Source organism: Bacillus sp. FJAT-47783, from assembly GCF_022808615.1.
Classification (GTDB): domain Bacteria; phylum Bacillota; class Bacilli; order Bacillales; family Aeribacillaceae; genus Bacillus_BZ.
In genome coordinates this window covers 162,072-181,255 of record NZ_JAKZKS010000003.1, presented here as the reverse complement: position 1 = coordinate 181,255, position 19,184 = coordinate 162,072, and the positions used below count along the sequence as shown (strand labels likewise).

Sequence of the window (19,184 nt, the reverse complement as noted above, 5' to 3'; positions counted from 1 at the left end):
AACCTTTGGACAATTTTGTTCATCGTGTTTTGCGTCTAGCTCCGGGTGTTAGCGGCTTGCAAGCTTCCCATTTCATCCGTACGATAAGTCAACATCGACTAAAAACTCGCCCTGCGCTTTTGTTTTGTTGTTCATGACAAAAGCGGATATGATTTTGAGTAAAGTCATAACAGGTAAGGACAAGGCATAAACTTGTACAAACATGAAAAAAAGGGTGATGTACAATCATGAATCGCCGTAAGGAAGAAATAAAAAGAAGAATCGCAAAACGAAAACGTGAGCGATCCCAAATACTAACGAATCATGACCATCTAGAAACGAAGCGGCACATTACAACTGAAGAGGATACGTACGGCTTTCAATCAACCGCCTCACATACGAAAGACGGTTCTTCAAAAGGAATTCACCCATTATTTCGTTCCGATTTATTTATGTTGAAATTACTTATTGCCTCATGCCTTGTATTGATTACGGCCATTATCGACAAAAATAATCAACCACCTTTTCAAAAAGCACAACAAACTGTTCAAAATATAATGGAAACAGAATTTCAATTTGCAGCCGTCTCAAAATGGTATGAGGAACGATTTGGTAATCCGGTTGCTTTATTTTCGCCCTCTGAAACAAATTCTAATTCGAATCAATCTCCTCAATACGCGGTTCCAGCTTCTGGAAGGGTGCTAGAAACCTTTGAAGATAATGGCCAAGGAATAACAGTGGAAACAACGGATAAAGAGGTGGAAGCGATGAATGAAGGAATGGTCATTGAGGTGCGGAAAATGGAAGAAACAGGGCTGACGGTTGTTTTACAGCATGCAGATGGAACGGAGACGTGGTATGGAAACTTACAGGAAATTGATGTTGCCCTTTATGATTTTGTCGAAATGGGGAAAACAATCGGCCAAGTGAAACAAAGTGAAGGAGAACAGGGTACTTTTTATTTTGCGATAAAAAAAGGGGATCGGTTTATTGATCCGAATCAGGTGATATCATTTGAGTAAATATACTTCGTTATTGTTAAAAGTTCACATTCACCCACTTTTATGGATTGTAGCCGGTTTGAGTATTGTGACAGCTCAATTTAAGGAACTTTGTATGCTTTTTTTGATTGTATTTTGTCATGAAATGGGCCATGCCGTATGTGCCCGTTTTTTTTCATGGCGGGTGAAAACGATCATGTTGTTGCCATTTGGTGGTGTTGTCGAAGTAGATGAGCATGGCAATCGTCCATTTAAAGAAGATCTATTTGTTACATTGTTTGGCCCGCTGCAACATATTCCGATGCAACTAGTTGTGTATCTTCTTTTTCAAATGAATATCCTTTCTGTTGATACGTTTAAGTTATTTACGTTACTTAATGCATCGATCTTTGTCTTTAATTTAATTCCAATTTGGCCGCTAGATGGAGGGAAACTGCTCTTTTTATGGTTTTCCCATATTCGGCCCTTCTCGATAGCTCATCGAATGGTTATCATTGCTTCAAGTGCGATATTAGGACTTATGGTGCTAGCTTTAGTTTTTTTAGCTCCTTTTGCGCTCAATTTATGGCTCATAATCGGCTTTATTTTGTACTCGTTATATATTGAGTATAAACAACGAAAATATGCTTATATTCGCTTTTTAATGGAACGTTACTATGGGAAAAAGCATGAATTTTTGTCGTTAAAGCCACTGGAAGTGAATGAAGAGGAATTTTTGTACGAAGTGCTTCTGAAATTTCAAAGAGGATGTAAACATCCCATTATCGTTTATCAAAATGGGAATAAAAAATTTCAAATTGATGAAAATGAAGTATTGCATGCTTTTTTTAAAGAAAAACGTACAAATGCGAGAATGGGTGAGCTGGCGTATGTTTATTGACGATTTCGGTAAAACATGAGTTAATGAAGAAAATGTGTAGGAAGAAATGAGGAATTCGTTTTGAGGAAGCTAATTGTAAATGCCGTAACAGATGAAGAAAGAATTGCCTTACTTGAAGATGGCAGACTAGCCGAAATTTTTATTAAAGAAGTTCAAAATGAGATATCGCCAGGGAATATCTATATTGGTCGAGTGCAAAAAGTATTACCAGGGCTACAAGCGGCTTTTGTCGACATTGGCAATGGAATAAATGGATATTTACATCGAAATGATGTTTTAGCGTATATGAGGGCTATAAAAGAAAATCCATCGAATGAAAATAAAAGTATTTCATCCTTTATTCGAGAAGGGGAAGACGTGATCGTTCAAATCATAAAGGAAGGGGATCATCAGAAAGCACCGAAACTATCAATGAACTTAGAATTTAAAAGCTCATCAATCATCTATAAACCATTTGAGCATCATGTAGCCCTTTCAAAAAAAATAACAAATCAAGAAGAGCGAACAAGACTTGAACAATTTGCGAATGAAGCATTGAATGAAGGGGGACTGATTATTCGCACAGAAGCTTCTCGGTACCAAAATGATAAACTTCATCAAATATTCAATCGTTTAAAGCAATCCTTCCACTCCGCAATATCATTAAAAGGAAAATCCCCCATGCTATTGTACCGAAAAAACAGTTTTATTGAGCAAATTGTTCAAGAAATTTCTCTTTATACAATTGATGAAATTATCTATGATCAAGCTCATGTAGGCTCCATAATAAAACAATATGTAAAAGAGCATGATCAATTAACCTTGACGTTTTATACGAATCGAGAGGATATTTTTTCCTATTACCGTATTAACGAAGGAATAGAAAAGGCATTGAAAAAGATCGTCTGGTTGAAGAATGGTTCCTACATTGTAATAGAAGAAACAGAAGCCATGACGATTGTTGATGTAAACACGGGGAAGTTTTCTGGAAAATATACATATCGGGACACGATTTTGCAAACAAACAAGGAAGCAGCTAGTGAAATTGCGAAACAACTACGGCTTCGCAATATTAGTGGCATAATTTTAATCGATTTTATTGATATGAAAGAAAAAAAAGATCAAGAAGAAATTTTACAAGTTTTAAAGAAAGAGCTCCTTCATGATCGGACGTATACAAAAGTATTTGGTTTTACAGAATTAAATCTTTTACAACTAACGAGAAAAAAGGTGAGAAAATCACTTTCTGAAATGATGACGACAAATTGTCCAACGTGCTCCGGAACGGGTACGATTACCTCTTCGGAAACAGTAGCGTTTCAACTACAGAGGAAGCTATTAGAATATCGAAACCGTGATGTAGAAGCTGTCCTTATCGAAACTCACCCAAAGGTTTGTTCGCTGTACGTAGAGGATAATCAACAACTTGTAAAATCTCTTGAAAAGGCGTTAAACATGAAGATTATTTTAGTCCCTAATCCAAGTGTATTAACGTTTAAAATCCAATTCGAAGGAGAGCAAAGTGAATTGGAAAAGCGATATAAGTAATATTATACAAAAGAATATGATTATCTATTATTGACAATAATCATGGATTTTTGATAATATCAATATGTTATGGTTTGTAGCACCCACCTGTGCTACAACCGCACAGAATAGGTTTAAGCGCGGAGACTTCCGACACCTGTTTTGGCGAGTCTGAGTAAAAATAGGAGGTGCAGAGGATGTACGCAATTATCGAAACTGGTGGTAAACAAATTAAAGTCGAAGAAGGACAAGCGGTTTACGTTGAGAAACTAAACGCTCAAGAAGGCGAAACAGTAACTTTTGACAAAGTTCTTTTCGTAGGTGGAGACGATGTAAAAGTTGGTAACCCAACTGTTGAAGGTGCGACTGTTACAGCTAAGGTTGAAAAGCAAGGTCGTGCGAAAAAAATCATCGTATTCAAATATAAAGCGAAGAAAAATCAACGTAAAAAGCAAGGTCACCGTCAGCCATATTCAAAAGTAGTGATTGAAAAAATCAACGCTTAATTAAAGGCTGTTGCGTATGATACAAGTGAATATTAACCGTTCGAAAGACGGATTGATTCGTTCATTTAAAATGTCCGGTCACGCTTACTATGATGATCCTGGAAAGGATATTGTTTGTGCTGGTGCATCTGCTGTTTCCATTGGGACAGTAAATGCATTGGAAGAAATAGTCGGTGTTGTTCCGGTCATTCAAATGAATGATAAAGGCTTTTTACAAGTTGAACTTCCTGATGATCTTGATTCTAAGAGCAATGAAAAGGTTCAGCTATTGTTAGAGGGAATGCTCGTTTCTTTACGAACAATTGAACGAGATTACGAAGATTATATTCGTATACACGATACAATATCATAGGAGGTGGACTAAATGTTAAGATTAGATCTTCAATTTTTTGCGTCTAAAAAAGGTGTAGGTTCTACGAAAAACGGTCGTGACTCTATTGCTAAACGCCTTGGAGCTAAACGTGCTGATGGCCAATTAGTAACTGGTGGTTCAATCCTTTACCGTCAACGTGGTACGAAAATCTACCCAGGTGTAAACGTTGGCCGTGGCGGAGACGATACTTTATACGCAAAAGTAGACGGTATCGTACGCTTTGAGCGCTATGGACGTGACAAGAAAAAAGTGAGCGTATATCCTGTAGCTCAAGAAGCGTAATGACGAAAACTCTAACCTTTTTGGTTAGGGTTTTTTCTTTGTAGTAGTAGAATTTATATCATTTTGATAAAGTTCTCAGTGGTAAATGGGTTCTGCAATGCTCAACTACAGCGGCTATCCCCTCGAGGTCAAATATCCTTCATCCATTAAAGGCAAAGAGCGCCTTTCTAGGGTGAAGAACATTTTTGCCTGAGGCTGAACAAGGCGCCCTGCTCTTTTGTACTTTGTTATTGTTCGATCCTCTACTATATAAACTTTCATTCACAATTTGTCCTTTTCTTGAATCACTATACTTCCGATACAAGAGAACATTGATAATTATCATGAAGTTTCTCCTTATCTTCATCCTAAAACTTTGATATAATTTTTGTACACGTAGAATGAACAATAGATTGAGTGGGTTAGGAGTGGGAAGATGAAAAAGAGAGAAGAATCATGGAGTATTGTTGAGATATTAAGCCACTCCAGACACGATTGGATGAACAAATTACAATTATTAAAAGGAAATTTAGCGTTAAAAAAATATGATCGAGCAAAAGAAATTATTGATGAAATTGTAATTGAGGCTCAACATGAGTCGAAGTTAAGTAATTTACATATGAATTCATTTGCAGAATACATCATAACGTACAATTGGTTGAAGTCAGACGTAAAAATTGAATACGTCGTACTAGGGGATGTTTTAAATTTATCAACATGGGATGTGCCATTAACGAAATGGGCAAAGAAATTATTTTCCTTATTAGAAGTGGCAGCTTTACCGAAACATGACCATGAAATGATGCTAACGATCGAGACGGATCGTGAAGAAGGAGCTCGTTTTTCATTTAGTTTTCAAGGCATACTAAAGGAAACGGATGAAATCAACGCTTTTTTAACAACTCAGCCATTCGATAGGATGAAAATACAACAAATGACATGTGATCGTAATGAAGTAACCGTTCATGTAACGGTAGACAGCGAAGAAGCATTGTAGGAGGAAAAAATATGTTTGTCGATCAAGTTAAGATATATGTAAAAGGTGGCGATGGTGGAAACGGCATGGTCGCTTTTCGTCGCGAAAAGTATGTTCCAAAAGGCGGTCCGGCTGGCGGTGACGGAGGAAAAGGAGCAGACGTTATTTTTGAAGTAGATGAAGGCTTACGTACGTTAATGGATTTCCGTTATCAAAGGCATTTTAAAGCTCCACGTGGCGAACATGGAATGTCTAAAAACCAGCACGGTAAAAATGCAGAACCTCTCGTTGTAAAGGTTCCACCTGGAACGGTAGTGATGGATGAAGATACGAAAGAGGTTGTGGCAGATTTAACGGAACATGGTCAGCGTGCCGTTATCGCAAAAGGAGGAAGAGGGGGAAGAGGAAATACACGATTTGCAACCCCTGCAAATCCAGCCCCTGAGCTTTGTGAAAAAGGGGAGCCGGGTGAAGAGCGTAACGTTGTATTAGAGCTAAAATTATTAGCAGATGTCGGACTTGTCGGCTTTCCGAGTGTAGGGAAATCAACGTTACTCTCGGTTGTATCAAGTGCAAAGCCGAAGATTGCAGAATATCACTTTACTACGATCGCTCCGAATTTAGGAGTCGTTGAGACGGATGACGGCAGAAGCTTTGTCATGGCTGATTTACCAGGGCTAATTGAAGGTGCCCATGAAGGGGTAGGACTCGGTCATCAGTTTTTACGCCATATCGAACGAACGAGAGTCATTGTCCATGTTATTGATATGTCTGCGATGGAGGGGCGGGATCCTTATGAGGACTTTGTCACAATTAATGAAGAGTTAAAACAGTACAATTTACGCTTAACTGAAAGACCGCAAATCGTAGTTGCCAATAAAATGGATATGCCTGATGCTGAAGAAAACTTAAAGAAATTTAAACAGAAACTAGATGAAGGTATAAAAGTCGTTCCCATTTCAGCGGTAACACGTGAAGGTGTTCGCGAATTATTGTTTGAAATTGCCGATTTACTTAAGGAAACACCAGACTTCCCTCTAAATGAAGTAGAAGAAGAGCCGTCTGTACATCGTGTATTATATAAATACAAAAAAGAAGAGCCGAATTTTGAGATTACACGTGATAGTGACGGTGCATTCGTTCTATCAGGGAAAAAAATTGAAAAACTATTTAATATGACCGACTTTACTCGTGATGAAAACGTAAGACGGTTTGCCCGTCAGTTACGTGGAATGGGAGTTGACGATGCATTACGTGAAAGAGGGGCAAAAGATGGAGATATTGTTCGAATACTTGAATTTGAATTTGAATTTATCGAATAAGAGGTGGATATGATACCACCTCTAATAAATAATGGGGAAAGGAATCGGTCTATGAAGGACGAGGTTTTCTATTTAGTAAGGGAAGACGTACTTCCAGAAGCAATGAAGAAAACGTTAGAAGTAAAAAAGCTGCTGGAACGTGGGAAAGCGGTATCTGTACAAGAAGCTGTCCAAAGAGTTGATATGAGTCGAAGTGCTTTTTATAAATATCGCGACGCCATTTTTCCATTCCATACCGTTGTAAAAGAAAAAATCATTACATTATTTTTCCATCTAGAAGATCGAGCCGGGACGTTATCGAATTTACTATCGCTCGTAGCGGAATCCGGTTGTAATGTGCTAACGATTCATCAAACGATTCCGTTACAGGGAAGAGCAAATGTTACGTTATCATTAAATACAAATGGGATTAAAGAAGATATTCATGACTTACTGATCAAGCTTCGTAAATTAGAATTTGTAGAAAAGGTAGAAATTTTAAGTTCAGGAGCATAGGAAGGACGAGTTAAGCATGAAAGTGAGCTATTTAGGACCGAAAGCGACATTTACACACTTAGCTGTATTAAGCTTTTTCGGTTCGGATGTTGAGTTAATTCCTTACCATACAATACCAAGTAATATGGATGCGGTGGATAATCAGGACGTTGAGTTAGCTGTTATTCCCATTGAAAATGCTTTAGAAGGCTCAGTTAATTTAACGATTGATTATTTAATTCATGAAAAGCCGCTTTTTATCGTTGGTGAATTGATTGCCCCAATCGAACAGCATTTGATGGTTCATCCGTGTCGGAAAGACAGTTGGGAGCAAATCGAACGTGTTTATTCCCATTCTCACGCCATCGCACAGTGTCATAAGTTTCTTCATCAAGAGCTACCTTATGTTTCATATGATTATGCAACATCAACAGGTGCCGCTGCAAAGTACATTCATGAGAACCCAGATAAAAATGTTGCTGTTATTGCGAATGCTTTAGCTGCTAAAGAATATGGTTTGCATATTGTGAAACGTAATATTCACGATTATCACCATAACCATACACGATTTGTTATTCTCCATCCTGAAAAACAATATTCGCTAATAAATGAACGAAATCTGGAGAAGAATGGGGATAAAACAACGTTAGTCATTACATTACCGTTGAATCGAGCTGGGGCATTACATCAAGTGCTATCCGCCTTTTCATGGCGAAATTTAGACTTGTCAAAAATTGAGTCTCGTCCAATGAAAACAGGGCTAGGAGATTATTTATTTATTATTGATATTGAATCAAAGATGGATGATGTATTAATACCTGGAGCGATTGCCGAACTAGAAGCACTAGGGTGTACAACAAAAGTACTAGGAAGTTATCCTTCTTTTCAAATATCAGAATCTATTTTTAATAATCTAAATGGTGCAGTTCGCAAAGGGGAAAACCGTTAAAACTGGAAAATTGAGAATGTTGAAGTATTCTTATAAGTTAAAGGGGCATCCATTGACGAAAATTCGATTATGGATAAGCCCCTTTAAAATGTTAATCTTCATGTAGTAAATATCCGTAATTGGATAATGCTTCACATGCTTGATCGAGTACTTCTTCATTTGGCGCAAGTAATGTATGGAGATGAACACCTTCTGTTAATTCAGATAAGAATGAAGCATTTGTCGCCTTTATTTTCATCATAAAGTCGTCCACTTCTTTTCGATTGCTAACCATAATAGATGCTGTTATTTCTCCGTAAACTGGGTGTTCGACTATGACATCCTTTACTGTTACACCGAAATCGACCATTAACTGTAACTCTTCTTTTGCTTTATCTGGACTGTGCTTACATACGACTAAGCGTTCTACTTGTTTTGGTGCCGTGTCAACTTCCTGTAAATATATATAGCCTTGGCTTGTTGCGATAATCGGTTCACCACCTGCTTTTAATAAAGAAATGTCTTGGACAATTACTTGTCTACTAACATTTGTTTTCGCTGCTAACGTACTCCCTGTTAAGGGGGTCTTTTCATTTTTAAGCCAATGTATAATAAGCTTTCTTCTTTCTTCTCCTAATACTTTTTGATCTTTCATTTTGTCATCCCTTTCCAATTTCAATCGGTACTACTTCTTTAAGCGCTTGAATGAGTTTTTGAACGTCTTCTTTCGTCGTTTCAACCCCAAAAGAAATCCGGATAAATTGGTGTAAATTTTCTTCTTTTACACCGATGGAAATGAGTGTAGGAGAAGGATGTGTGTTCCCTACTTGACATGCAGTACCAGTTGATATAGCAAATCCTTTTCGATTCAATTCAAGCATAACATATTGACCCTCAAAAGAATGCGTAATTAATCCGATGATATGAGGGAGTGTATGAACAGAAGTTTCGTTAATCACTTCAAATGGTAAAGCTTCATTTTTTATTTCCTGTAAGAAGTACTTTCTCAATTGTTGAAAGTGATTGAAATATCGCTCTCGATGATAATAATAATCTTTTGCGGCAGTGACAAATGCACATATACCAGGGACATTTACCGTTCCAGGTCGCAGTCCATTTTCATGTGTTGTTCCCGGTATAATCGAATTCAGTTGAATGCTGGGGTCAAAGTAAACAGCTCCAACACCCTTTGGTCCATACAATTTATGACTAGAAAAAGAGTAGGCGGAAGCTTTTATTTTCGAAACATCGATCGGTACTTTTCCAAGAGATTGAACGCAATCTGAATGGAACAAAATTTTTCGCTTGTTAAGCATTGTGCCAATTTCTTCAATAGGCTGAATAATACCGATTTCAGAATTGCTATGTTGAATCGTAACAAGGGCGGTATCATCCCTTAATGATTCTTCAACAGCTTGAACAGAAATCAAACCGGATGAATCATTGTTAACAACGGTTACATTATATCCTTTATTTTGTAAAACTTGTAAATGATTTTTTATAGAAGAATGTTCTAAATGAGAAGACACAATATGTTTCTTTTGAGAAGGAGCGCTATTTAACAACGTTGCAATGGCTAAAAGATTGCTTTCCGTTCCCCCGCTAGTAAAATAAACCCCTTCTTTTTTTCCACCAATGATGTTGGCTAAGGTGCTTCGACAAGCTGTCAGCCATTCATTTGATTTGCCACCTAGATCATGTAAACTATTGGCATTTCCGAAAGCGTGTGTAGAAGCTTCGATAAATGCCTCCATCGCTATTTTACTCATTGGTGTTGTAGCTGCATAGTCAAAATACATCAATGTTTTTCTCTCCTTAAGAGTGGGATAAAAGAAAAATCATAAAACCTCTTGTCATTATTGTAGTTTTATGTAAATATAGGTGTCAAGACAGATGTAATTTTACAGGAGGGCTAATATGTCTCATTACGATTGTATCATCATCGGAAGTGGCATTGCCGCACTAGCTGTTGCTTCACAATTATGTGAAAAATTGAACGTTCTCGTTTTAACGAAAGGGGCCATTCGTACAAGTAATTCAAGTCTTGCGCAAGGTGGCGTTGCAGCAGCTATACGAAAAGATGATCATTGGACATATCATTACGAAGATACACGATACGCAGGATGCTTTCATAATTCACATGATGCTGTTGAACTGCTTGTTCAAAAAGCTCAACACGAAATGGAAATGCTTATAGAACAAGGAATGAATTTTGATACGAATGAACAAGGTGAGCTTCAGTATGGAATGGAGGGGGCTCATCAAAAGCCGCGAATCATTCATGCAGGTGGAGATGCAACTGGAAAAGAGCTCATTAATTTTTATATACAAAAAGTGAATGAAAAAGTTACTATGATCGAGCATGTAATGGTGACCGATATTGCAATAGATACCAATAGAGCCATCGGAGTATGGGCAAAGCATCGTGATGATCATGATGCGGTTTTATATAAAGGTGCTCATATTGTTTTAGCAACAGGTGGTTGTGGTGCGTTATTTGAAGTAACATCGAATTCTTCCATTATGACTGGGGACGGTCTGGCGATGGCTTATCGTGCGGGGGCACGTTTAATTGATCTTGAATTTACCCAGTTTCATCCAACAATGCTGTATGTAAACGGTGTATGTAAAGGATTAGTGTCAGAAGCTGTAAGAGGGGAAGGAGCTACGTTAGTAGATGAAAACGGGCGGCCAATTATGGAAGGAGTACACTTGCTAAAAGATTTAGCACCAAGGGATATTGTAGCTCGGACGATGCAATTTGAAAGATTAAAAGGACATCATGTTTATTTAAACATTTCATCGATCCAATCGTTCAAAAGTCGTTTCCCGACCATTACAAATTTATGTTTAAGAGAAGGAATTGATCTTGAATCTGGCTTAATTCCAGTAGCGCCTGGTATGCATTTTTTAATGGGAGGGGTCGAAACTGATTTATTCGGCCGAACTACTGTCGATCGACTTTATGCAGTAGGTGAAGTCGCTTGTACGGGTGTGCACGGAGCGAATCGATTAGCGAGTAATTCATTACTAGAAGGAATCGTGTTCGGACGTCAGTTAGCATCTATCATTGAAAATGGGACGTTAGATAGGAAAAACAGTACACTCATTCAAAGTGGAGCAACTAGATTCGCTTTACCGTCAAAAAAAGAAATTCAATCGATTATGACAACCTATGTTGGGATTGAGCGAACAGAGACTGGTTTAAAACATGCACTTTCATTTTTTGAACAATTTGTCAGTGAACCAACTTTTTTTACTAATAATGTGAATGTTTTCACAAAAAAGGAAGTCGAGATTGTCAATATGCTGACAATTGGATGGCTTATGACGAAATCAGCCTTAAAGAGAACGGAAAGTCGTGGCGGGCATTTTAGGTGCGACTATCCGACCGAAAATGAAGTGTGGAGACAACAGCGGATTTCATTTTCAAGGCGAGAACAAATAGGGGTGAGATAATTGAATGATGTAAAGATAAAAAAATCATTAACGCAATTTTTTTTAGAAGATGTAGGTGAACATGATATTACGACAGAAACGATTTTCCCTTATGATGAAAAAGGTTTTGCTGTCATTATTGCAAAAGAAAACGGTATTTTTGCCGGTGAGAAAATTATTCAAGCAGGTTTTGAATTATTAAGTTCTAAGATGAATATTACGTTGTTCAAGCGTGATCGAGATTACGTAGAGAAAGGGGATCAGATTGCTACTGTTGAAGGACCTGTACGGTTTATTCTGCAAGGAGAACGGGTCATCTTGAATCTCATTCAACGTATGAGTGGTATCGCGACGATAACGAATAAAGCGGTCACAGTATTAAATGATGAACATACGCGCATTTGTGATACAAGAAAAACGACTCCAGGACTTCGAATGTTTGAAAAATACGCAGTTCGTTGTGGCGGAGGATACAATCATCGCCTTGGGTTATATGATGGAGTCATGATTAAAGATAATCATATTGCTTTTTGTGGATCCATTACAAAGGCTGTTCAAATGGTACGTGAACAAATTGGACATATGGTCAAAATTGAAGTGGAAATTGAATCAAAAGAGCAATTAGAGGAAGCAATTAGAGTAAATGCTGACATCATCATGTTTGATAATCGAACACCAGAAGAAATATTGAAATTTGTTGAAATGACACCGTCCCATATTGTTACGGAAGCTTCAGGTGGTATTGGTTTTCATAATTTGGCAAAATATCGAAATACGAAAGTTGATTACATTTCACTTGGATGTATCACTCATTCTGTCAAATCATTGGATATTAGCTTAAATGTAAAATAGGGGGGAACATCATGAGTGTATTAGATATGTTACAGTTTGAAAAGCGAGAAATGATGCCAGAAGAATATAAAGGAAAATCGGTAGAACAATTGGAGCAACGAGTCAAAGAAATAAAAGAGAAGTTTGGTAAGAAGTTATTTATTCCTGGGCACCATTATCAAAAGAATGAAGTGATTCAATTTGCTGATGTAACTGGTGACTCCTTACAATTAGCACAAGTTGCAGCTGCCAATAAAGATGCACAATATATCGTATTTTGCGGAGTCCATTTTATGGCGGAGACTGCGGAAATGTTAACAAGTGAAAATCAAAAGGTCATTTTACCAGATATGCGTGCAGGCTGTTCCATGGCTGATATGGCAAATTTGTCCCAAACAGAAACGGCGTGGGAAAAGCTTGAAAAGCTATTTGGTGATACCATTGTTCCATTAACGTATGTAAATTCTACTGCAGAAATTAAAGCGTTTGTTGGAAAGTATGGTGGAGCAACGGTCACTTCTTCTAATGCGAAGAAAATGCTTCAATGGGCATTTTCTAAAAAGGAACGAATATTATTTTTACCAGATCAACATTTAGGAAGAAATACAGCATATGATTTAGGAATACCTCTTGAGAAAATGGCAATCTGGGATCCAATCGGAAATGAGCTCCAATATGAAGGAGCTATAGACGATGTTGTCGTCATTTTATGGAAAGGTCATTGCTCCGTTCACGAAAAGTTTACGGTGAAAAATGTTGAGCATATTCGAAAAACAGAGCCGGACATGAAGATTATTGTTCACCCAGAATGTACAAGAGAAGTAGTGGAGCTTTCAGATAAAGCAGGCTCTACAAAATATATTATTGAAACAATTGAAAAAGCAACACCAGGAAGTAAATGGGCCATCGGGACAGAAATGAACTTAGTCAATCGATTAATGGAGCAGCATCCTGATAAAAAAATTGTTTCATTAAATCCTTATATGTGTCCGTGCTTAACGATGAATCGAATCGATCTTCCTCATTTAGTATGGGCGCTTGAAAGCATTGAAAAAGGAGAACCTATCAATCAAATTACCGTCGATCAAGACATAACAGAATACGCATTACTAGCATTAAATCGTATGCTTCAAAATGTTTAAAGCCTGACCTATTGTTGTCAGGCTTTTTTTCACACGAGAATTAATGCTTTTATTCTTATTGGCAATAGGAAATCGATAAGTCATTGAAATCGGCTATTTCGCCGATTTCGACTAATCTCACCTCTAACTTCCAACCTCTGAACAAAGTCGCGTTAGCGATTTTGTTCAGTTTTAAAGCATGTTTGCATATCCCAATCATAATTTGGAAAGTATTCGCATAAGTTGTGATGAGCACTCATGATAAATTGTTTTATTTGTGAACTCGCTGTTAAGCCTTTCGATAGGAGGGAAAAAGTGTGAAAATCCATATTGTTCAAAAAGGCGATACATTGTGGAAAATTGCCCAAAAATATGGAGTTGACTTCGAAGAATTAAAGCAAATGAATACACAATTAAGTAATCCAGATTTAATTATGCCAGGGATGAAAATCAAAGTCCCAACAGGAGGTGTACCAGTCAAAACCGACACGAAAATAAACTACAATACGAAAAAAGAAGTGCCAAAAGAAATGCCAAAAAAGGAAATGCCTAAAAAAGAGACACCAAAAGAAATGCCAAAAAAAGAAATGCCGAAAGTTGAACACCCATATGGAATGGGCAAGCCGAAGGCAAATGTAGATGTAGAAGATACAAAAGCAAATGAAAAGCCGTCGAAACCGTTCGTTCCTCAAATGCCTATTAAACAGCAACCGTTCTATCCTGACATTGATGTGCATAATTTTTATACGGTTAATATGCCGATGATGCCAGAAATGAAACAGCAACCACAATTACCACCAAAACCAGCTAATGTCCTACCAAATATTATGAAGCAAGATGATGAGATGAAAGATATATATAAAGAACCGATGTCAGATACGGAAGAGGAGGAAAATGAAAGTATGACAATGCCTTATATGCCACAAATGCCTTATATGCCTATGCAACCGCAAACGATGCCGGCATATGGTGGACAATGGCCACAAAATTGCATGCCTGTTTCACCCGTTATGCCAGGACCAGGATTTGGACCGATGGCGAACTACGGAGCACCGAATAACTCCTATATGTACCCACAGGAAGAAAATCCTGAAATGATGAATGATGATCATGATGAGATGAATGATCATGGTGGAATGGTACAGGGTGCTCAAATGCACCCAGGGCAAGGATTTTATCCAAATGCTCCACAAGCTCAACCAGCTTATGGAATGCCTTATGGAATGGTTCCTCCTGGCTGTGTTCCTGTTTCACCAATTATGCCCGGATCAGGATTTGGGCCAATGGGTTATCATCCACAGCCAATGATGCCAAGTCCATATCAACCGAACATGGTAAGCCCTGAAATGATGGAAGATGACGGTGATGATATGGAAAATGTTGAAAATATGGCCTATCCGAATATGATGTATCCAACTCACATGGTGCCAGCACCTTACGGAAATGGATGCGGATGTGGGCAACCGCATCCAATGATGCCATATTATGGATATCCGATGGCGCATCCATATCCACAGCCATACCATGCTTATCCGCCACACCCTCAAGGAATGTATGATTATAGCCGACTGTACGCAGCTCCGCAATATGATGAAGAGGATGAAGATTAAAATTGTTAAGGTGATTTCCAATGGAGATCACCTTTTTCTAATTTAGATGTTATGTTCAGTAGAACTAACATGCCTTCATTGTGATTACACAATATGATATGATTAGGTCATGATTGCAAGTAAAGGAGCATGAAGGAATGGAAGAAAAAGTAACGAAATTAGTTGAGTGGTTACGTGAGCAAGTAAAAACAGCTCAGGCAAACGGACTCATTGTCGGAATTAGTGGTGGAATCGATTCAGCTGTAGTAGCGCACTTAATTAAACGCGCTTTTCCAGATAACTCATTAGGGGTAATTATGCCTTGTAAAAGCAATCCGAAAGACGAAGAGGATGCGCTGAAAGTAGTGGAAAGCAGTGGAATTGATTCTATTACCATTGATTTAACGGAAACACATGAAAAATTATTCACACAAATTAAGGACAAACTAAAAGAACAAAATAAATGGAATGAACAAGCAGTTAAAATGGGTGATGCCAATACGAGAGCTCGTCTTCGAATGACAACACTATATGCTGTAGCCAATAACTTTGGTTATTTAGTTACAGGAACAGATAATGCGGCTGAATGGCATACAGGTTATTTTACGAAATATGGTGATGGCGGTGTTGATTTAGTTCCGCTCGTTCACTTTACAAAAGGAGAAGTACGTGAACTTGCCAAAACGTTAGGAGTACCTGATGAGGTTATTCATAAAGCTCCAAGCGCTGGTCTTTGGGAAGGTCAAACAGATGAAAATGAAATGGGAACGACGTATGACATGATTGATAAATACTTAAAAGGTGAAGAAGTTCCAGAATACGATCGCCAAATCATTGAAAACATGCATAAACGGTCTGAGCATAAACGCCGGTTAGCAGCAGCACCGCCAAAATTTTAATTGGAATACTTTTTCTTATTTCCCTGTAAATCATGGATATAGCCCTCTTGATAGTTGAACACCTTATAAATGAGCGATTATCGCTCGATAAGGGTCATCAGGGGGGTTTTTGTATTGAGGAAAACAGCTTCAGTTATTGCTGCATTATCAATTATATCAACAAGTCTTGCAGCTTGTAATGTTGGCGATAATAATGCCATGGATACGAGATATAACGATAATGTGCAGCCAATTGGATATTACACAGGTGATCGTGAGCAAAATAACCAAGACTTTATCGACAACGATGGTCCATTAACAGAAATGTTTGATGGAGGAATGGAAGATACTAATTATGGTAATAGATCACCATTAACAGTCGGAGATCGCGATCGTACAAATAATATTGGGAAATATGATCGAGACTCTTACAATTATCATGGTCATCTAGGGAACAATACCTTAAATGAAAACAATCGATTAGCAGAACGTATTTCAGATCAAGTTGCAAAACTAAAGAATATTGAAGATGTGAATACACTCGTAACAGAAAACAATGTCGTTGTCGCTGTTGATACAAATGACCGGAACGATGTCGATGTGAAAGAAAGAGTAAAAACCGTTGCAGAAAATATAGCAAGAGGCAAAAATATCAATGTTGTAACAGATGAAGGAACGTTTACGCGCGTACGCAATATAAACCGAGGGCTAGATAACGGGGATGACATGAATAACGATATTCGAGATTTATTTGACGATATCGGAGATGCACTAGCTGAACCGTTTAATGGAAATCGTTAACATTAAAAGAGGTGGCTCAGAATGACTGGGTTACCTCTTTTATGAAATTGTGTAGCCAATATAGATGCAATTGCGAACTAAATTTTCCGTTTCCCCTAAATTATGATATATTAAAAAAATGAAACTGTTTTGATGAGAGGGGAATTTAGAATGGCAGGACATTCTAAGTGGAAAAACATCCAACGTAGAAAAAACGCGCAAGATGCAAAGCGTGGAAAAATCTTCATGAAATTAGCGAAAGAAATTTATGTTGCAGCTAAACAAGGTGGCGGTGATCCTGACGCAAACCCTGGCCTTCGCTTAGCGATAGATAAAGCCAAAGCTGCTAATATGCCAAATGATAATATTGATCGTGCCATTAAAAAAGCAACTGGAGCTCACGGTAGCGAAAATTATGAAGAAATTACGTATGAAGGGTACGGCCCTGGTGCTGTAGCGATCATGGTAAAATGCTTAACGGATAATAAAAATCGTACGGCGACAAATGTTCGGACAGCTTTTAATAAAAATGGTGGCAACCTTGGTGAAAGTGGTTGTGTATCATATATGTTTGACCGTAAAGGATATATAGTTATTAGTCGGGAAAATCTTTCGATAGACGAAGATGACATGCTGCTTGAAGTAATTGAATCAGGTGCAGAAGATATGGAAGCAACAGAAGAGGCATTTGAAATTTATACGGCACCTGAAAGCTTTAATGGTGTTATGGAAACATTAGAAAAAAGAGGTTACACTTTTGCTACTGCAGAAATAACAATGGTGCCACAAACCTATTCACAAGTAGAAGAAGAAACAGCAGAGAAAATGTACAAGCTTATTGACGTTTTAGAAGACGATGATGACGTACAAGAGGTCTATCATAATATGGAAGAATAAGATGTGAATCAAGGATATAGAAATAAGCGTTTATTGCGTATTCACCAATAAACGCTTTTTTATTTTAATATTTGGTTAAAACTTCTAATTTTGGCTACACTAGTCTTATTGATATCTTATTCAAAGAGGTGAATGTTTGATGAGACGGGTGCATCATCTCTTCTTTCTCATATCCCTGATCATGTTATTTTTTGTCATGATATTACTTGGATCATCTTTTGCAAATGAAGAACAAACTTCAAAAAAGCATGAAGCCTATGAAGTAACAGGTCCGATAACAGTAAAAGTGGTTCTTGAGAGAATTTATATGGATGGAGAAAAGAGTGAAGAATTAAAAGAAGAAACGATTTGGTCCATGGAAGATTTTTGGTCACAATATGCAGAATGGCAATTAATCACCCAAAATGAAGATAAAATTGTATTTCAAAAATATATCGATGACATTTCTCCATTACTAAAAACGAACGGTTACTTTGGTATTCAAGAAGATGGAACATTATCTATTTTTAATGGAAGGCCAGTCGACACACATAATATTATTCAATCCTTTTTTCAAATAGATGTCGGGAAACTTGAGACTAGTCGACATCAGGAATTAAAAAATGGAATACCGATTAAAAATAAAAATCAATATTTAGAGGTTATTGAAACCTTTAAACAATATTCAATCGATAACGTCCAATAATAAGAGCTTGTGCAGATGCACGGCTTTTTTTGTGTTCAAAATTCAATGACATTAACTCTAATGAAAGGTGGTGTATTTTCTTCTTTATTATGAAATTTTTATGATAAAATGAGATACAGTTGTAAAGAGGTGAACAAGATTGATTGAGTTTGTTAGCGGAACAGTAAATTATATTAGTCCTGAATATATCGTGATTGAAAACCGAGGAATTGGATATCAAATTATGACACCAAATCCTTTCGTTTTTCAAAAATACTTAAATCATGAAATAACGATTTATACATATCAACACGTCCGTGAAGACATTTTAGCATTATATGGATTTGAAACGCGTGAAGAGAAAGCGTTATTTATGAAATTATTAAACGTAACAGGTATTGGACCAAAGGGTGGTCTTGCCATCTTAGCTTCCGGTGACCCCATACAAGTCATTGAAGCGATTGAAAATGAAGATGAGAAGTTTCTCGTCAAATTTCCTGGTGTCGGGAAGAAAACGGCTCGACAAATCATCCTTGACTTAAAAGGAAAATTAGTAGATATTATTCCTACTGCTATTTCACAAGACTTATTCAATTTTGATGAAGTTGAGCAAAAAGAGGAAAGCGCAAATTCATTGACAGAAGCGGTTGAAGCTTTAAAAGTTCTTGGATATAGTGAGCGTGAAATTAATAAAGTGATACCTTCATTAAAAGAAGAATCGTTATCAACTGATCAATATGTAAAAAAAGCGTTACAGAAGCTTTTAAAGTAAGGGGATGC

Annotated in this window: 20 protein-coding genes, 1 pseudogene and 1 other annotated feature; of the genes and pseudogenes, 19 read left to right on the top strand and 2 right to left on the bottom strand. The window is 37.4% G+C overall.

Annotated features, from left to right (window positions below; genetic code table 11):
- Positions 1–227 precede the first annotated feature (227 nt).
- The 10 genes from MLD65_RS04655 to pheA all read left to right on the top strand — a co-directional run bounded on the left by MLD65_RS04655 (position 228) and on the right by pheA (position 8,227).
- Positions 228–1,001 (top strand): M23 family metallopeptidase, encoded by a 774-nt coding sequence (locus tag MLD65_RS04655; protein WP_243290695.1) that lies wholly within the window; start codon positions 228–230, stop codon positions 999–1,001.
- The gene (locus MLD65_RS04650; protein WP_243290694.1) at positions 994–1,860 is read left to right on the top strand and encodes a M50 family metallopeptidase; all 867 of its coding nucleotides are present in this window, start codon (positions 994–996) and stop codon (positions 1,858–1,860) included. Before MLD65_RS04655 ends, MLD65_RS04650 begins: the two co-directional genes overlap by 8 nt.
- A 60-nt stretch (positions 1,861–1,920) precedes the next feature.
- Positions 1,921–3,387 carry an Rne/Rng family ribonuclease gene (locus tag MLD65_RS04645; protein WP_243290693.1) on the top strand — a complete coding sequence of 489 codons (1,467 nt, stop codon included), beginning with the start codon at positions 1,921–1,923 and terminating at the stop codon, positions 3,385–3,387.
- 86 nt (positions 3,388–3,473) lie between these two features.
- Positions 3,474–3,549, top strand: a sequence feature (ribosomal protein L21 leader region).
- 14 nt (positions 3,550–3,563) lie between these two features.
- Entirely contained in the window at positions 3,564–3,872 is a 309-nt protein-coding gene (gene rplU, locus MLD65_RS04640; RefSeq protein WP_243290692.1) for a 50S ribosomal protein L21, read from the top strand.
- A 16-nt stretch (positions 3,873–3,888) separates the two neighbouring features.
- Entirely contained in the window at positions 3,889–4,224 is a 336-nt protein-coding gene (locus tag MLD65_RS04635) for a ribosomal-processing cysteine protease Prp (protein ID WP_243290691.1), read from the top strand.
- A gap of 12 nt (positions 4,225–4,236) precedes the next feature.
- Positions 4,237–4,527, top strand: a complete 291-nt coding sequence (gene rpmA / locus MLD65_RS04630) for a 50S ribosomal protein L27 (protein WP_243290690.1) — start codon at positions 4,237–4,239, stop codon at positions 4,525–4,527.
- A 415-nt stretch (positions 4,528–4,942) separates the two neighbouring features.
- Positions 4,943–5,503: a Spo0B C-terminal domain-containing protein gene (locus tag MLD65_RS04625; RefSeq protein ID WP_243290689.1), complete on the top strand. Its 561-nt coding sequence runs from the start codon at positions 4,943–4,945 to the stop codon at positions 5,501–5,503.
- An 11-nt stretch (positions 5,504–5,514) separates the two neighbouring features.
- Positions 5,515–6,804, top strand: coding sequence for a GTPase ObgE (gene obgE / locus MLD65_RS04620; RefSeq protein WP_243290688.1), 1,290 nt, complete (start codon positions 5,515–5,517; stop codon positions 6,802–6,804).
- Between the two features lie 51 nt (positions 6,805–6,855).
- Positions 6,856–7,299: an ACT domain-containing protein gene (locus MLD65_RS04615; RefSeq protein WP_243290687.1), complete on the top strand. Its 444-nt coding sequence runs from the start codon at positions 6,856–6,858 to the stop codon at positions 7,297–7,299.
- A gap of 16 nt (positions 7,300–7,315) precedes the next feature.
- Positions 7,316–8,227 carry a prephenate dehydratase gene (gene pheA / locus MLD65_RS04610; protein ID WP_243290686.1) on the top strand — a complete coding sequence of 304 codons (912 nt, stop codon included), beginning with the start codon at positions 7,316–7,318 and terminating at the stop codon, positions 8,225–8,227.
- Positions 8,228–8,318: 91 nt separating this feature from the next.
- Here the strand turns inward: pheA and MLD65_RS04605 are convergent, their stop codons facing one another.
- Positions 8,319–8,861: a transcription repressor NadR gene (locus MLD65_RS04605; protein WP_243290685.1), complete on the bottom strand. Its 543-nt coding sequence runs from the start codon at positions 8,859–8,861 to the stop codon at positions 8,319–8,321.
- A 4-nt stretch (positions 8,862–8,865) separates the two neighbouring features.
- On the bottom strand, positions 8,866–10,005 hold the full coding sequence (locus MLD65_RS04600; protein ID WP_243290726.1) for an IscS subfamily cysteine desulfurase: 1,140 nt from the start codon (positions 10,003–10,005) through the stop codon (positions 8,866–8,868).
- 118 nt (positions 10,006–10,123) lie between these two features.
- Here MLD65_RS04600 and nadB point away from each other — a divergent pair, with 118 nt between their 5' ends.
- The 9 genes and pseudogenes from nadB (at position 10,124) to ruvA (ending at position 19,176) form a co-directional block, all read left to right on the top strand.
- Positions 10,124–11,665 carry an L-aspartate oxidase gene (gene nadB, locus MLD65_RS04595; protein ID WP_243290684.1) on the top strand — a complete coding sequence of 514 codons (1,542 nt, stop codon included), beginning with the start codon at positions 10,124–10,126 and terminating at the stop codon, positions 11,663–11,665.
- Positions 11,666–12,496, top strand: a complete 831-nt coding sequence (nadC, locus tag MLD65_RS04590; protein ID WP_243290683.1) for a carboxylating nicotinate-nucleotide diphosphorylase — start codon at positions 11,666–11,668, stop codon at positions 12,494–12,496.
- Between the two features lie 11 nt (positions 12,497–12,507).
- Complete coding sequence (gene nadA, locus MLD65_RS04585) at positions 12,508–13,617, top strand: quinolinate synthase NadA (RefSeq protein WP_243290682.1); 1,110 nt, start codon at positions 12,508–12,510, stop codon at positions 13,615–13,617.
- Between the two features lie 296 nt (positions 13,618–13,913).
- Positions 13,914–14,294, top strand: a pseudogene (gene safA, locus MLD65_RS18345) (SafA/ExsA family spore coat assembly protein); the annotation flags it as partial.
- Between the two features lie 1,049 nt (positions 14,295–15,343).
- Complete coding sequence (gene nadE, locus MLD65_RS04575; protein WP_243290680.1) at positions 15,344–16,084, top strand: NAD(+) synthase; 741 nt, start codon at positions 15,344–15,346, stop codon at positions 16,082–16,084.
- Positions 16,085–16,198: 114 nt separating this feature from the next.
- The gene (locus MLD65_RS04570; RefSeq protein WP_243290679.1) at positions 16,199–16,864 is read left to right on the top strand and encodes a YhcN/YlaJ family sporulation lipoprotein; all 666 of its coding nucleotides are present in this window, start codon (positions 16,199–16,201) and stop codon (positions 16,862–16,864) included.
- Positions 16,865–17,014: 150 nt separating this feature from the next.
- Positions 17,015–17,740, top strand: coding sequence for a YebC/PmpR family DNA-binding transcriptional regulator (locus tag MLD65_RS04565; protein WP_243290678.1), 726 nt, complete (start codon positions 17,015–17,017; stop codon positions 17,738–17,740).
- Positions 17,741–17,879: 139 nt separating this feature from the next.
- A complete protein-coding gene (locus MLD65_RS04560; protein ID WP_243290725.1) occupies positions 17,880–18,425 on the top strand; it encodes an intercompartmental signaling factor BofC in 546 nt (181 codons plus the stop codon).
- 139 nt (positions 18,426–18,564) lie between these two features.
- Complete coding sequence (gene ruvA / locus MLD65_RS04555) at positions 18,565–19,176, top strand: Holliday junction branch migration protein RuvA (RefSeq protein WP_243290677.1); 612 nt, start codon at positions 18,565–18,567, stop codon at positions 19,174–19,176.
- The last annotated feature ends 8 nt before the right edge of the window (positions 19,177–19,184 follow it).